This is a genomic window from Bacillus sp. GbtcB14 (assembly GCF_019091205.1).
Taxonomy (GTDB): Bacteria; Bacillota; Bacilli; order Bacillales; family Bacillaceae_G; genus Bacillus_A; species Bacillus_A cereus_AG.
Genome location: NZ_JAGXJT010000003.1, coordinates 73,961 through 88,682, shown reverse-complemented (window position 1 = coordinate 88,682; position 14,722 = coordinate 73,961). Strand labels below are relative to the sequence as shown.

The following is a 14,722-nucleotide window of genomic DNA, read 5'->3' as shown; positions in this document are numbered from 1 at the left end:
AAATTTCATTTCTTTTCATGACGAATTTATGTCAGTATGCAAAAAAAGATGGGTTTCCCCATCTTTTCATTTTAACTTCCGTAACCGCAACGCTTCTTCTCTTGTTTCCATAAATTGATCCAACACTTTATTACCAATACGATTAAAAGTAATCACATATAAAGCATCAATCATATTCAGTTGTGTCATTCTTGAAGCAATACTCGCAATACGATGATCTTGCTCCACATCTGGCATACAAAGACGAATATCGGCCTCTTTATATAACGGTGATGATTGGTCAAGCTTTGTAATCGCAATAACTGTTGCACCTTGTCTCTTCGCATACTGCGCCATTTCAAGTACATCTTTCGTACGACCAGATGTTGAAATCGCAACAAATATATCGCCCTCTTTTAAATTCGTCACAAGCGGCAACATCATATGAAAATCAGATAGCATCATCGCTGTAAATCCAAGTCTTGTAAATTTATAAGCCCCGTCCATCGCTGGAGTAGCTGATCCGCCGACTCCGTAAAATATAATCTTATCCGCATTTACAATAAGATCCGCCGCTTTCTCCAGCTCCTTCTTATCTATCGCAGTAACGCTCGCCTCAATTGCAGCTTTATTCACATACGTAACTTTATTAAACAAGTCATACGGTCCATCTTCCGTATTCATAACTGAAAAATCATTAATATTATAATCAGCAATCGTCAATTCACGAACGAGTGCAATTTTAAATGCCTTAAAACTTCCGATTCCAATTGATTTACAAAAGCGAACAACACTCGCCTCACTCGCGCCTGCATTCGTTGACACTTCTTTCGTCGTTAAGTTCGGAACAATCTCTGCATTCCCCATTATGTACATGGCAACCTTCTTTTCAGCTGGTGAAAATTGATCCATATTACTTTCAATTTTAAATAGTAATGTTGAAGCTTTCACTATTTAACCTCCACTTCTTACGGTTGCTTTCACTTATTTTCTCTTGCTTCAAAAAGATAAAAACCATCATCGCCAGGAGGATGGTGAACAATTACAGTTCGATCCCCTTTTTTATATGACGTTATTTCACCTTCAGATCGCTGTTTTTCCCATCCATGTATCCAAATTGCAAAGTCAGGTACAAAAGCAGTGTACTTATAGTCTTTCGGATTTTCGTCTTCTACATAAGAAGAAAAAATAGAAACTGGAAAATCTTTCACTTTTGATTCTTTCCATGCAGTAAATGGTATACATAGTGCAATAAGTATGATTACACCGATAACCTTTCCCTTCGTAATCCTCACACATTTTCTCTCCTCGACTTATCATATACGTAGATTTTACCATAATTACAACCTATTCACGCTATATGACTATTGCTTTTTTCCAATAAAAAAGAGCTTACCTACATCAGATAAGCTCTTCCCCTCTATACAAAATATTTCTTCAAAAGCGGCGGCGTAATAATCGTCGTTAATATAACAACAATAACAATCGCTGTGAAATTTTCTTTCGCTAATAAATTCGCCGCAAGTCCATTCGCTGCGATGATAAGCGCCACCTCTCCGCGCGAAACCATCCCCGCACCGATACTAATAGAAGATTGAAGGTTGAACCCTGTCAGTCTTGCTCCTAAACCTGATCCGATTAACTTTGTAAAAATTGCAATAAGCGTCATGATGATAATGAACCAAAGCTGGCTTCCGATACCTTGAAATGTAATTTCCATTCCAATACTTACGAAGAACACTGGTACAAATATCGCATAAGCAATCGGTTCAATTTTATGTTCTACTTCATGCTTGTACTCTGTTTGAGAAATGGCAATCCCTGCTGCAAAAGCCCCAATAATACCTGCGATTCCCATCATTTCACTGTAATACGAAAAAGAGAAACAAATAATAAGAGCCGCACTAATTAATGCTTCTGTTACGCGAAGTGGTACGAGCATTTTCATAATCCATGGAACAACTTTCCAAGAGATGAAAACGATACTTACAAAAAAGATAATTTTCTTTGCAATGACAAGCGTTACATTTACATCTTGTGTACCTAAGAAACTCATCACAAATGCTAATAAAATAACAACAATTACATCATCAAATACAGCTGCACCTAAAATTGTCGTACTTTCTCTCGTATTCATTTTCCCTAAATCTCTTAGTGTTTGAACAGAAATACTAACCGAAGTGGCACAAAGTAATAACCCTAAAAAGATCGCATGCGACTGTAACATTCCAAACGCAAGTCCTGCTAAATATCCACCAAGGAATGGGAAAATGATGCCTCCCATCGCTACTGCGAATGCAGATTTCAAATTCCGATTTAACTCTTCCAAATCTGTTTCAAGCCCTGCCATAAACATAAGTAGTAAAACACCAATTTCACTCAGTTCATCAATGAGTTCAGAACTATTAATAATACCAAGCACAGCCGGACCGATAATAATACCGACAATTAATTTACCAAGTACAGAGGGCTGGCCAAGTCTTACGCTAATATCACCAGCTAATTTCGTACAAAGTAAAATGACGACAAGTTCAAAATAAAATAACATAACATCTTCTCCTACTTTATAAAGTGAAACTTTTATGAGTGGTTTTGTCACTCTGCTAACCCTCGTCCATTCCTGCCAGTAGTTTCCCCTATTCATTCGAATTTTATTTGTCACATTTTCATTTGACAAAATATTCTGAATTATAATAAAATTAATCCAGCAATTTTAAAAACTACATACCATAACTGTACCTCCATTTACTTACATACTCTTTTTTAGTGGGCTCATACTATATTCGCAGTTATGGAAATGAAAAAACGGGGGGAGAGTCCAAAGTGAAGTCATTATTACGAAAAAAACCGCTTAGTACTGAATCACCACGGCAGTTAGATAGAACATTAACGGCACTCGATTTAACATTTTTAGGAATTGGCGCCGTAATTGGAACAGGGATTTTTGTATTAACAGGTATTGTCGCAGCAAAACATTCTGGTCCTGGTATTATGCTATCATTCCTTATTGCTGCATTTACTTGTGCTTGTGTAGCCTTTTGTTATGCCGAGTTTGCTTCTTCGATTCCTGTCTCAGGAAGTGTGTATACTTACGCATACATGACAGTCGGAGAAGTCGTCGCTTTTATCGTTGGCTGGTGTTTAATGCTCGAATATTTACTTGCAGTCGCAGCAGTAGCTGTCGGTTGGTCTGGTTATTTACAATCTTTACTACAAGGATTTAACATCCATCTGCCCGCCATAATCGCCTCGGCACCTGGTGTAGGAAAAGGCGGCCTTATCGATTTACCGGCTGTTTGTATTTTACTACTCATTACGGGGCTTTTAAGTTTCGGTATACGCGAAAGCGCACGCATTAATAATGTTATGGTTCTTATCAAGTTAGCTGTTATTATCGCCTTTATCGTAGCAGGCGCAAAATATGTAAAACCTGAAAATTGGACACCGTTCATTCCGTTCGGATACGACGGTATCATTACTGGAGCTGCCACTGTATTCTTCGCCTTCTTAGGCTTTGATGCAATCGCAACCGCTGCAGAAGAAACGAAAAAACCACAGCGCGATTTACCAATTGGCATTATCGGTTCTCTTCTTATTTGTACTGTTTTATACATGATTGTATCTTTCGTTTTAACAGGTATGGTTCCATATACACAATTAGATGTTTCTGATCCAGTTGCGTTTGCTTTACATTTCGTTGGCGAAGATACAATTGCAGGACTACTCGCTGTTGGGGCGATGACTGGAATGACAACCGTCCTCCTAGTCGTTATGTACGGACAAGTTCGCGTTTCTTATGCGATGAGCCGCGATGGACTACTTCCAAAAGCGCTAGCACGTGTAAATAAAAGAGTAAAAGTCCCTTTATTAAACACATGGATCACTGGTGTTGTTGCTGCTTTATTAGCAGGACTTCTAGACCTACATCTACTAGCTAATTTAGTAAACATCGGTACGCTAACAGCCTTTACATTCGTTTGCTGCGCGGTACTTATTTTACGAAAAACACACCCTGACTTAAAACGCGGATTCCGCACACCTTTCGTACCTGTATTACCAGTTGTCGCGATTCTTTGCTGTTTATATTTAATGATTAATTTGTCTAAAACGACATGGATTAGCTTTATAGCTTGGCTTATAGTTGGCTTATGTTTCTATTTCTTTTACTCTAGAAAACATAGTCATTTAGCTACTGAAAAAACAAATGATGCAGAGAAAAAAGCATAAAAAAATAGCTCGCCGATAAAACGGCGAGCTATTTTTTATATTATTATATTTTTTCGTTAACGATTGTAAAATGAAAAATATGCCGATGCAAGCTGTAAACGATGCCCCATTCCCTATTGGTGTAGAATATTTAAAAACGCCAATACCTACAAGCAATAGGAAAATAACCACCTGATATATAAGCTTCCACTTTTGCATATATTCCCTCCTTTACTTCGTTCCCTTCTTTTTCTTCTTCCATGCATTTAAGCTATCAAAGAAGAAATTAATAAATAACGTGCCTAAACCCGCTAATAAAAACGTCATTAAAAATAAAACCCATATACTTTTTTCTTTTAAGAAATAATACCCTACAAGGAGCACAACCGCGATCCATACATATTCAAGAATTCTTTTTAGCTTTTTCTCTTCCAAATTATTCGCTCCCTCATTCTATACTATTTTTAGTATAACAAAAAAGAAGCCTATCATGATAAGCTTCTTTTCTTCTCTCTTATTTGTTTATGCTTTTTTCAACGAGTGAAATCGCATATTCCATCGTACGATTCATCGTTTCTACTTGTGCATCTTTTACTTTCGCATCTTTTAACACAGATTCTGCCACTGTAATTTTTTGACTCAATGATTTCACTGAACCGTCCGTTACATTTGCAGATTGCGCTTTTTTCACTACTGCTTTTGCAGATTCAATATTGATTTGTAATTTTTCTTTTGGTGTTTTCGGTTGTTCTACTACTTTAGATTGTATAAATGTCACATTAGCTGTTTTTAATTCGTTATACGCTTGAACGATTTTCTCTCCAGTACTTCCTACATTTTCAAATGCTTGCTTTGCATTATTATAGCTTTTCTCTAATTCTTGAAATGCTTCCTTTGAATATTGACCTGGCTTATCACCAAACTCATACGTACCAGCTAACACTTCTTTTACTTTTCCAAGCTCTTCATATAACGCGTTTACTTCTTCTAACTTTGTACGGTTAGAAAACTCATTATATGCTGCTAATACTTCTGAAGAACTTAACGCTTTACTATATAATTTCGCAAGCGCAATTTGTCCATTTAACGGAATACCACCATTCCCATTGCTATCTGGATCTGCACCAAGTGCAAATGGTACGTTCGGGTGATATACTTTCCCTGTAGCTGGCTGGCTATTTACTTTTTTACCATCTACGTAAATGGCTACTTCACTTCCATTATACGTTCCAGTTAAGTGGTACGTTTTATTTGCCTCTAATTGAACGCCAACACGCTTATAGCTACCGCCAATATGAGCCCATAATTCAACATATCCACTTCCTGTAGATTCAAAGCCAATTCCGCCGCTCTCTGTATTTTGTAAAATACCTTGCCCACGGATTTCATTCATTGAAAATACAGTTTCTAACGTAAACGTGTTTGCTACTTTCTCTTTTTGTGCTGCTGAAAACGGAAGATATCCAAATGTATTTGCTTTTCCGTTTAGCTTCATAACATTCTTTTTCAATGCTTTATCATATTCAATAGTCACATTGCCTTTAACATCACCTTTTGTACCAAATGATGAATTGTCTTTAAATGTACCATCTGCAAAGTTCACATCAAAAACATCCGCCTTTGGTACTTTCACATTCGGGTCAATATTATCTTTTTTCGTAGTAATTTCTGCCGTTAACGGTTGTACACTTTCATTACCAAATGAATCAATTGCAACTACTTCCAGTGTATATGTTTTCCCACCATCTAATCCGGCAAGTGTAAATGTCAGCTCTTTTGGTACTGGATCACGATAAAACTCTGAGAATGCCAACAATTTATTCTTTATTTCTCCCGTTTGCTTATCTCTCGCTTGTACACGGTAAGAATGAACAAGAAGGTTGTCCAACGCTTGCTGGAATGTTACTGTTGCTGCATTATCTGTTACATTGGATACCGATAACTTCGCATCTTTTGCAAAGTATGGTTTTTCTTTATCACGATCTTCTACATGTGTAAAAGTTTCTTTCTTTGATGGCAACTGGATTTTCCACGGTTCGCCTGTCCAAGAATTCGTATGGAAATCACGGCGATTAATCGTTACTTCTTTATCATCTACTTCTACTAATAAACCTTGGCTTAATGTACTAGCTCCTGGCGGGATATTTCCTTGTACTTTACCACCTTCAACTTCCATATAGCTTACAGAAGATGTACCAACTGATGTAAAGTCTTTTTGATGAATCGATCTTGGATCATCTAACGGATAATGTGAATGACCTGAAAACGTAATAACCTGTGGGTATTGTTTTAATACCTCATTAATTTTCGCACTATCTTTCGTTCCCCATTCTTGGCTACCGTATACTGTATCTTTAATATGTTGGTGTAAAAATACGAAAATTGGTTTTTCTGGATCATCTTTTTGCGCTTTTGCCATCTCTTCTTTTAACCAATTAATTTGCTTGTCTGAATAATATCCATGAGTTGTCCCATCCTCTGGAGACATTACAAGGAAGTGATACCCTTTCACCACTTTATGATAGTAAATCGATTCCATACCTGTTTTTTCTAAGAATCGTTTCTGTGCTCCTTCTACAGATAAACCATTCCAATAATCATGGTTACCAAGAGAGTTCATTCGCACGGCATCTTTATTTGCATTTTCATTATATACTTGCATGAAACGATCATATTGTTGTACCGATCCTGAATCAGTAAAATCTCCCACAATTACGAACGCATCTTGTTTAGGTGCAAGTGTATTAAGTTGCTCGATTGCTCGTTTCCAGCGAAACGTATCATCCGTTCCACTATTTTTAATATGTACATCACTTACAACTGGAAAAACTATCTTCTTTTCACTTGGTGCCTTTTCTTGCTTCTTCTCTTCCGCTTTGACTGATGTACTCCACGGAAATGATACGAATGCTAATACAAAAACCATTAATAATCCAATAAGGCCTTTTACTTTTCGTAAAGCAGTTCTGTCCACGTGAATCCTCCTCATATAATAAATTAATTACAATGCTTATTGTACTGAACACATATTAACTTCGTATAAATTACAAATAAAATTTATTTCACTTTTGTAAATATACAGTCAATTTTCCGTGACATCCAACATTACTTGTATTATCTTATACAACCACCTTTTGTCTAACAGACTCTTATTCATTATTATGAGTTGGAAGCCTATTAAACAAACTTTCATAAATTTTTTTCCTCTTTCTTAACACAACTATCGTTTTGCAACATTTAATAGTAATAAAAAAGAACTATGAAGGGAGGAGCTATTAATGGCTTGTAAAAAAAATATCGGCTGCTATGCCCCTTTATCTATCATTTGCCCTCCCTATGATCCACCTAATCCCCCAAACCCACCATCTTGTGAATTAGTCAACAATGAATTCGCTGGTAATTTTTTTATAACAAAAGAAATTCCACCGCCTTCTGAAAGTTCTACATTAATCTTATGGGAAGGAGATGGTGTACTTAAAATATCGGGTACCATTTCTGTGTATAATAGTACTAGTAGTACTGAAGCGGTTACGGTTCAAATTATTGGACAGGTGACAAATACTTTTACTGTCTATCCTGGCAACACAATGTCATATACAGGCCAATCATTACAATCTGTGAAAATTATTAATATTTCCAATAACCCAACTCGGTATATAGAAGGAAAATATTGTTGTCAATTTTCATTTTGCCTATAAAATTATTTATGACCTCAACTTACAAACTATATAAAAAAAGCATACCATTACGGTATGCTTTTTCTTATGAAATTGGATAACGTACCGTTAGACATAATTGTCCTTGGCTTACTCCCGTTCCTGTCGTTACGATTTGAATTGTAGTAAAGTACCTTACTGTAAAGGATCCACTACTTTGTGGTTGTACAGTAATTGTATTCACCACTGTCGCTCCTACTAAAAAATTCACGGTAATTGGAGCTGTACCTACATCATATTTCACATAACCTGATGCATATAAATCTTGCGTAATATTATTCGTATACACCGTTTCCGTTACCGCACCAGTAGCGGACCAATCTATACATACTTGATCTTGTACAAGCGTATTATTGGAGCAACAAGATAAACTAGAATTTCCCATTTTAGCCCTCTCCTATTCTTCTATGAAAGTGGATAACGCGTCGTGATACAGAACTCACCTTGATATGTCCCAGCTGTTGCAGCTGGTAAAGTTACCTCAATTGTTTCAAAACGGCGATACGTAAAAGCAATACTTGTTCCTGGATTTAAAGTTTGGGTATCAAGTGTATTCCCAGCTGAATCAAGAACCGTTAACGTTATCGCTGCTGGCCCGACATCATATCGAACAAACCCTGTTCCAATTACGTTTTGATTAATATTATTGTTGTACAGTACATTCGTAATAGCAGTCGCTACTACAGTTCCTGACCATGGGCTACACACTTTATCTTGCACATAATTTTTATCTGGACAACACGTTAATGCCGCCCCTGAGCACTCACAAGACATAGAAAATTCCCCTCTCTCTTACTTATTCCCTATATGTGTATGTCCCTTAGAGTCTTTTGCCTGTACTATTCATCTATTTTCAAAAAATATGCAAATTCCAGTACCAATGACTAGATAGATTCCGATTTGTTTCTTTTTTTCATATATTTATAGACAAAGATACTAGCCACGATAAGAATAACGCCTCCTACTATTGGTAGCATATATTGCCCAACAACATCCGCTGCTTTTTCCCAATGCGGACCTAATTTCATTCCAAAATAGACATATAAAGTCGTTAACGGGAACATTGCTACAAATGTATATATGCTAAATTTCCATATGTTCATTTTCGCCATACCACATGGAACAGAAATAAGCGTTCGAACTCCCGGTACAAAGCGTCCAACAAATGCTACAACTGGCCCATATTTCTCAAAGAAATCATCTGCTTTTTGAATTTGTTCTTCTTTAATAAAGAAGTATTTCCCGTATTTTATTAATAGAGGACGACCACCGTAATAACCGAGGGCGTATAACGTTAAAGGTCCTGTCGTTCCACCAATTGTTCCAGCTAATACAGCTAGCCAAAAATTCATATCACCCTCGTATACCCAATATCCAACCATGGGCAAAACTACTTCTGCTGGAATAAATTCAAACGTTAAAGCCAATACAACTCCAAAATAAGAAAACTGCTTTAAAAACTCGATTATATCTAAAATAATTTGCTCCATATTTTTAACTCCTATCCTACGTTTACGTTATGCTTTTCTTGTAATTGAACTGGCGCCATTTTTACAATTCGATTTAAAATAAATAACACAATTCCAATATCATCTAAAATACCGATGAACGGTAAGAAGTCTGGAATGAAATCGAGCGGCATCGCTACATAACCAACTAAAAAAGCAATAGATAAAATTTTCTTCTTTATTGAAACCTCTTTTGAAGTAAAAAAGTCAAATAGGAATGGAACGAAACGGCGAACATGAAATACAACTCTTAATCTACTAATAAGTTTTTTCATTTTTATTTCTCCTCTCTTTGTATACAAAAAGGACCCTACCAAATATGGTAAGGGTCCTAAAAAAGACAAGAAGGGGCCTTTACCATTGCTGGTAAAGGTCTCACTAACAACGAAACGTTGCCAATAAAGCCGAGGGTTTCTCCCTGTAATGACGACTTTACTGTAATAAGTTACTCCCCTTTATATACACAATTTTATACAATCACATTAAAATATTTGCCTAGGCTTGTCAATATTTTTTTCATTCACCATTCAAACTATTACATTGTAAAAAGCTCTCTTCCTTGTTCTTTATTGAGGTAAATTGGAGTGTATAACCATCTGGATCAAGAAATATTATTTTAACTTCTTCCCCACATCGTTCTTCTACAAATGATATTTGATACAACGCTAGCTTTTTCTTTAACCGCTCGATATGTGTTTTTTTACGTTGAAAGTTAAATCCTTCCTATTAAAGATATAAATAGTATATTTATTCGATTTAATGTATTATTTTTTAATATTTTCAAAATTCCCTATTGCTTTCTAGTCATCAGACCTTTAAAATAGTAACAGTTACTCGACAAATTATTTGAATTTTCGACAAAAACACTCATTAGGAGGATTTTCTTTATATGCGTACAACTTTAAAACCAGCGCAAATACTTTCGATTAGTTTATTACTATTCGCAGTTTTCTTCGGTGCTGGTAATATGATTTTCCCGCCCCTTCTCGGTCTTTCTTCCGGAGAAAACATGTGGATTTCCATTACAGGATTTATTATTACAGACGTCGGTTTATCTTTACTTGCTATCGTCGCCGTTGCCCTTGCCGGTGGTAGTTTCAACACTTTAGCAAGCCGTGTTCATCCAAAATTTGCAGCAGTATTCGCTATCATTATTTATCTTTCAATCGGCCCACTATTTGTTATTCCACGAACTGGATCTGTATCTTACGAAATTGGGATTGCACCACTTTTCCCAGACCAATGGTACTCTATGTTAGTTTTTAGTGCGATTTTCTTTACAGTCGTCTACTTCTTATCATTAAATCCATCAAAATTAGTAGATCATATCGGAAAAATATTAACGCCAATTTTACTTGGAATTATTGCAATTATGGCAACAAAAGCGATTCTTTCACCAGGAACGTTCGCAGAACCTGTTGGTGACTATAAAGAAATTCCATTTTTCAAAGGATTTCTTGAAGGGTTCTTAACGTTAGATGCAATTGGCGCTCTCGTATTATCAACAATTGTTGTAAATGCAATTCGCCAAAACGGTATACAAGAGAAAAAATCGATTGCAAAATACACAATTATTTGCGGAAGCATTGCAGCCCTATTCTTAACAATTGTTTATTTCCTACTCGGTTATATCGGCGCTTCAAACGGCAACTTGGGACAATTCGAAAACGGTGGTCAACTATTAGCTACTGTTATGTACCAATTCTTTGGGACAAGCGGTAATGTTTTATTAAGTATCGCCATTATAGCCGCTTGTTTAACGACAGCAATTGGTGTTGTAAGTGCATTCGCCAACTATTTCGCAACAGTACTAACAAATGTTTCATATAAGAAGCTCGTACTATACGTTTGTATTTTTAGCTTCGTGATTTCAAACTTAGGATTAAGTTTATTAATCAAAATTACATTACCTGTATTAATTATTTTATATCCAATTACGATCATTTTAATTTTCGTATCATTTATCGATAAATATACGAAACGTAAACCTTCTGTCTACATCGGAGCAATGATCGCAGCATTCCTTATTAGCTGTATTCATGCACTTGATAATGTGGAAATGATACCAAGTTTTATTGCTAATATCGTACACACCATTCCTTTTTATAACTTAGGAATTGGCTGGATTATCCCGGCAATCATCGGTGGTATAATTGGATACTTTATTCCGCAAACAGAAGCTGAAGGTGAAGTTTCTACAAAGTAAAGAAAAGAAGCAAGCATGAAATACATGCTTGCTTCTTTTTATCTTCTATTATTAAATACAGTATTTGTGTACGAACGAACCGTTAACATATAGTAACCAAAGTAGATCATGATATATACTCCTATACTACCGAGTAAAGGAAGACTATATTCAAACATTCCCGCAAAGCCCATCAAACTTAAAAACGCAAAGAATGTATGACATATCGCAAGCAATAATGGAGCTAAGAAAATCGCTCCTACCTGCTTTCTTACAGTCTCCATCGCTTCCTTTTTTGTTAGTCCCATTTTCTTTAACATTCCGTATGCTGGTCGCTCTGCCATCGCTTCTGTTATTTGTTTAAAGTATAAAATACAACCTGTTGCAAGGATAAAGACGATCCCTAAAAATACACTTGCAAATAATAACACTGCACCATCTTGCAATTCAGATTGATTCGTCTGCTCAAATGATTGGAATTTCGCTTCTTTCGGAATAATAGCTCCTATTTTTTCTGTTAGCTCTCTACTACCGTTTCCTTCAACGATAAATCCACTTACCTTTGAAACGATATTTCCTTGCTGCAACTTCTTAAATAAAGAATCTTGAACAACAAGTCCAATTGGCGCAAGTTTTGCACTAACAATTGTTTCCTCACGATGATCTACAATTGTTACGTCACTCCCGATCCCTTTTAAAGACACGTTATTTCCATCAAGCGAATTTTTTTCAATATTATATGACTTATAAGGATCCAATAAAACAACTTCCTTTTCAGAACCGAGGACAGCTTTCTTATTTCCTAACATAGAAGCTGATTTATTATAATCCGACTTTTTTATAATTTGTACATTACCGTCACTTATTAAATACCCTGTTAACATACTCGAACCATCCATATTTACTTGCACTGAAAACAAATCTACCTTTGTTTCACCCTTGATGACTCCCGCATGTTTTTGAATCTCTTCTTTAACCTTCTTATCTAATTCATTCCCAGTTGTTACATACTCATAACTAACCGGATTCATAAGTGCCGCCGTTTTCTTCGCTCCATAATACATACTAGAACTCATACCAATGGTGCATAATGTTACCGCACTTAATAAAGATAATAACGCCAACATCTTTACATTTCCTTTTATTCTAAAGAACAATGAAGAAATGGATAAAATGTTCGTTCCATTCCAATATTTCTTCTTATCTTCTTTTACTTTATGCAGTGATTTCACAGTATACTGCTCAAATAATAAAAACGTACCTTTTACAATCAATCCAAAAATAACTAATCCTGTAAGAAGTAGCATCACTACTCCAAAAATTAAAGTAGAAAATGCCACCATATATCCTGCGCAAAGTAATACAATTGCACTTTTCGCTTTCTTACTTGAATAAGTAGGTGCCTCTTCTTTCTGATTTTCACCGTACAATAATTCAACTAAACGATGCTCATAAATTAACTTTTTACTTTTCCATGATGCAATAAAGAAAATCGCACCTATCGTTATAAGAACTTCTACGATAGATAAAAATGAAACTGTAAATGTAAAAGTAAACGCACTTCCCATTAACTTAACAAGAAGCCCTGCACATATATTCGCTATAAATAAACCAGAAAGAATACCTAACACACTTGCCGCAGCGCCAACTAATAATGTTTCATAAAAGAGTAACTTCGCAATTTCTTCTTTACGGATACCTAATAAATTGTATAGCGCAATTTCTTTTTTCTTCTTTCGTAAAAAGAAACTATTACAATAAAAAATAAATATCGTCAAAAAGATAATCAACAATATTTGTGCAAACGTAAATGTCGTTTCCACCTTATCCGATTCTTTTAAAAGAGCTACTACACTTTCATTTCGTTTAATCGATACGAATGTAAAATAAATAATAATGCTGCCTACTAATGAAATAAAGTATAGAAAATAATCTTTCACATTTCGTTTTATACTACGTTTTGATACTTCAAAAAAATCCATCGTATACCTTCACCCGCTCTCGCATTTCTCTATACATGAGTGTATACGAAAAAAGATGTTCTCCCTATCGATTTTTATTACAGCTCTCTTACATTATTGTAATATAACAAACTAAAAAAGAACCTAGTTTCCTAGGTTCCTCACATCGTATGTTTAAACGTAAACAGCTCTTCTTTTGACTGCACAGCAGGTTGTTCCTCTTCTGCAACGTCCTTCTTTATCTCTCCTCCTAACCTTACTTTCATCATCGATTCTTCTATACTTTTTACAATCATATTTCCTGAAAAAATAGTAAGTCCAAAAAAAGTAATGGGAACGAGCGGAATCCATGGATTCACTGTTAATGACCTAAAGTATACTCCAATTAAACCTGACCATTCATGCGTATAAGATTCCACCTCTTTTATTTGTCCACCAAACATTACAGTCCCACCAAAGAACACTTCAAGTAATCCTAAGTGCAGTAAAATAGTAAGAGTCTGCGTAAACTGCTGAAGAAATACGAGTATAAACGGCATATAGAGATGCGGAAAAATATGTTTTATAACAATATGTCTTCTCGATCCACCTAATATGCGCGCGGCATCAACAAATTCTTCTGTTCGCAATTTACGAACTTCCTTCGCAACATACAGTGCAATAACTGGCATTACAAGCAGTACAAGTAATACCACTTGAAAAGAAGCCCTTTCAAAAAAGGTTGTTGTCTCCTCTCCGCTTCCAAATGCATTTGCAGATTGAAGAAAAAAATACGCCATCATAACTGTCGGAATAACTGTAAAACTATCAAAGAAAGCCTCAATTTTTGAAAACCCTCTTTTTATGTACGTTCCGAGTACGATACCGAAAAACACACCTATTACCATTCTAAGTGCCGCAATTAAAATAGATATACCAATCGTCCACTTCGCGCCCTCAATGACTAAATGTAACAGGTCATACCCTTTCCGGTCTGTCCCGAGTAAAAATTGTAATGAAGGTGGAAACGGTGGCACTTGTGGATTTTCATCCGCATCATATTGCAATGTAACTTGTCTAATATGTCCATCATTCCATAACGTATTTCCGATGCTCAAAAGAACTAATAGGAGAAGAAACCCAATACTTATCCAAAATCTTTTATCACGTTTTATATACGTCCACATA

Annotated in this window: 14 protein-coding genes and 1 pseudogene; 3 read left to right on the top strand and 12 right to left on the bottom strand. The window is 35.8% G+C overall.

All coding sequences use genetic code 11. From position 1 onward, the window contains the following. Nucleotides 1–66: 66 nt before the first annotated feature. The 3 genes from KVT31_RS09470 to KVT31_RS09460 all read right to left on the bottom strand — a co-directional run bounded on the left by KVT31_RS09470 (nucleotide 67) and on the right by KVT31_RS09460 (nucleotide 2,623). Nucleotides 67–930, bottom strand: coding sequence for a MurR/RpiR family transcriptional regulator (locus KVT31_RS09470; RefSeq protein ID WP_061677853.1), 864 nt, complete (start codon nucleotides 928–930; stop codon nucleotides 67–69). 29 nt (nucleotides 931–959) lie between these two features. Continuing rightward, nucleotides 960–1,274, bottom strand: coding sequence for an outer surface protein (locus tag KVT31_RS09465; protein ID WP_087979550.1), 315 nt, complete (start codon nucleotides 1,272–1,274; stop codon nucleotides 960–962). A 125-nt stretch (nucleotides 1,275–1,399) separates the two neighbouring features. After that, a complete protein-coding gene (locus tag KVT31_RS09460; RefSeq protein WP_140392359.1) occupies nucleotides 1,400–2,623 on the bottom strand; it encodes a cation:proton antiporter in 1,224 nt (407 codons plus the stop codon). Nucleotides 2,624–2,802: 179 nt separating this feature from the next. Here KVT31_RS09460 and bcaP point away from each other — a divergent pair, with 179 nt between their 5' ends. Continuing rightward, complete coding sequence (gene bcaP / locus KVT31_RS09455; RefSeq protein ID WP_088095272.1) at nucleotides 2,803–4,206, top strand: branched-chain amino acid transporter BcaP; 1,404 nt, start codon at nucleotides 2,803–2,805, stop codon at nucleotides 4,204–4,206. 210 nt (nucleotides 4,207–4,416) lie between these two features. Here the strand turns inward: bcaP and KVT31_RS09450 are convergent, their stop codons facing one another. Together KVT31_RS09450 and KVT31_RS09445 are read right to left on the bottom strand one after the other, a co-directional pair. After that, a complete protein-coding gene (locus tag KVT31_RS09450; protein WP_000391504.1) occupies nucleotides 4,417–4,620 on the bottom strand; it encodes a hypothetical protein in 204 nt (67 codons plus the stop codon). Nucleotides 4,621–4,699: 79 nt separating this feature from the next. Then, complete coding sequence (locus tag KVT31_RS09445; RefSeq protein ID WP_140392357.1) at nucleotides 4,700–7,159, bottom strand: LamG-like jellyroll fold domain-containing protein; 2,460 nt, start codon at nucleotides 7,157–7,159, stop codon at nucleotides 4,700–4,702. A gap of 304 nt (nucleotides 7,160–7,463) precedes the next feature. Here KVT31_RS09445 and KVT31_RS09440 point away from each other — a divergent pair, with 304 nt between their 5' ends. Further along, nucleotides 7,464–7,883: an S-Ena type endospore appendage gene (locus KVT31_RS09440; protein WP_088095270.1), complete on the top strand. Its 420-nt coding sequence runs from the start codon at nucleotides 7,464–7,466 to the stop codon at nucleotides 7,881–7,883. Between the two features lie 64 nt (nucleotides 7,884–7,947). Here the strand turns inward: KVT31_RS09440 and KVT31_RS09435 are convergent, their stop codons facing one another. The 5 genes and pseudogenes from KVT31_RS09435 to KVT31_RS30205 all read right to left on the bottom strand — a co-directional run. Further along, nucleotides 7,948–8,286 carry a DUF3992 domain-containing protein gene (locus KVT31_RS09435; RefSeq protein ID WP_000528442.1) on the bottom strand — a complete coding sequence of 113 codons (339 nt, stop codon included), beginning with the start codon at nucleotides 8,284–8,286 and terminating at the stop codon, nucleotides 7,948–7,950. Between the two features lie 20 nt (nucleotides 8,287–8,306). Beyond that, complete coding sequence (locus KVT31_RS09430) at nucleotides 8,307–8,675, bottom strand: DUF3992 domain-containing protein (RefSeq protein WP_001277532.1); 369 nt, start codon at nucleotides 8,673–8,675, stop codon at nucleotides 8,307–8,309. Nucleotides 8,676–8,785: 110 nt separating this feature from the next. Further along, nucleotides 8,786–9,391 (bottom strand): DedA family protein, encoded by a 606-nt coding sequence (locus KVT31_RS09425; protein WP_088095269.1) that lies wholly within the window; start codon nucleotides 9,389–9,391, stop codon nucleotides 8,786–8,788. A gap of 11 nt (nucleotides 9,392–9,402) precedes the next feature. Next, nucleotides 9,403–9,684, bottom strand: coding sequence for a YkvA family protein (locus tag KVT31_RS09420; protein ID WP_071711316.1), 282 nt, complete (start codon nucleotides 9,682–9,684; stop codon nucleotides 9,403–9,405). 241 nt (nucleotides 9,685–9,925) lie between these two features. Continuing rightward, nucleotides 9,926–10,111: pseudogene (locus KVT31_RS30205) on the bottom strand (VOC family protein); the annotation flags it as partial. A 187-nt stretch (nucleotides 10,112–10,298) separates the two neighbouring features. On the opposite strand from KVT31_RS30205, the gene brnQ2 reads away from it, so the two are divergent. Continuing rightward, nucleotides 10,299–11,615, top strand: coding sequence for a branched-chain amino acid transport system II carrier protein BrnQ2 (brnQ2, locus tag KVT31_RS09415; RefSeq protein WP_088095268.1), 1,317 nt, complete (start codon nucleotides 10,299–10,301; stop codon nucleotides 11,613–11,615). A gap of 38 nt (nucleotides 11,616–11,653) precedes the next feature. On the opposite strand, the gene KVT31_RS09410 is transcribed toward brnQ2, so the two are convergent. Further along, the gene (locus KVT31_RS09410) at nucleotides 11,654–13,576 is read right to left on the bottom strand and encodes an FtsX-like permease family protein (RefSeq protein ID WP_088095267.1); all 1,923 of its coding nucleotides are present in this window, start codon (nucleotides 13,574–13,576) and stop codon (nucleotides 11,654–11,656) included. Between the two features lie 140 nt (nucleotides 13,577–13,716). Then, nucleotides 13,717–14,721 (bottom strand): ABC transporter permease, encoded by a 1,005-nt coding sequence (locus KVT31_RS30990; protein WP_088095266.1) that lies wholly within the window; start codon nucleotides 14,719–14,721, stop codon nucleotides 13,717–13,719. Nucleotide 14,722: the final 1 nt, after the last annotated feature.

Bases quoted from the DNA above. Each gene is read 5' to 3' on its own strand.
- KVT31_RS09430 (WP_001277532.1), bottom strand. From the start codon at position 8,675: ATGTCTTGTGAGTGCTCAGGGGCGGCATTAACGTGTTGTCCAGATAAA.
- brnQ2 (WP_088095268.1), top strand. From the start codon at position 10,299: ATGCGTACAACTTTAAAACCAGCGCAAATACTTTCGATTAGTTTATTA.
- KVT31_RS09440 (WP_088095270.1), top strand. From the start codon at position 7,464: ATGGCTTGTAAAAAAAATATCGGCTGCTATGCCCCTTTATCTATCATT.
- KVT31_RS09425 (WP_088095269.1), bottom strand. From the start codon at position 9,391: ATGGAGCAAATTATTTTAGATATAATCGAGTTTTTAAAGCAGTTTTCT.
- KVT31_RS09460 (WP_140392359.1), bottom strand. From the start codon at position 2,623: ATGAATAGGGGAAACTACTGGCAGGAATGGACGAGGGTTAGCAGAGTG.
- KVT31_RS09435 (WP_000528442.1), bottom strand. From the start codon at position 8,286: ATGGGAAATTCTAGTTTATCTTGTTGCTCCAATAATACGCTTGTACAA.
- KVT31_RS09410 (WP_088095267.1), bottom strand. From the start codon at position 13,576: ATGGATTTTTTTGAAGTATCAAAACGTAGTATAAAACGAAATGTGAAA.
- KVT31_RS09420 (WP_071711316.1), bottom strand. From the start codon at position 9,684: ATGAAAAAACTTATTAGTAGATTAAGAGTTGTATTTCATGTTCGCCGT.
- KVT31_RS30990 (WP_088095266.1), bottom strand. From the start codon at position 14,721: ATGTGGACGTATATAAAACGTGATAAAAGATTTTGGATAAGTATTGGG.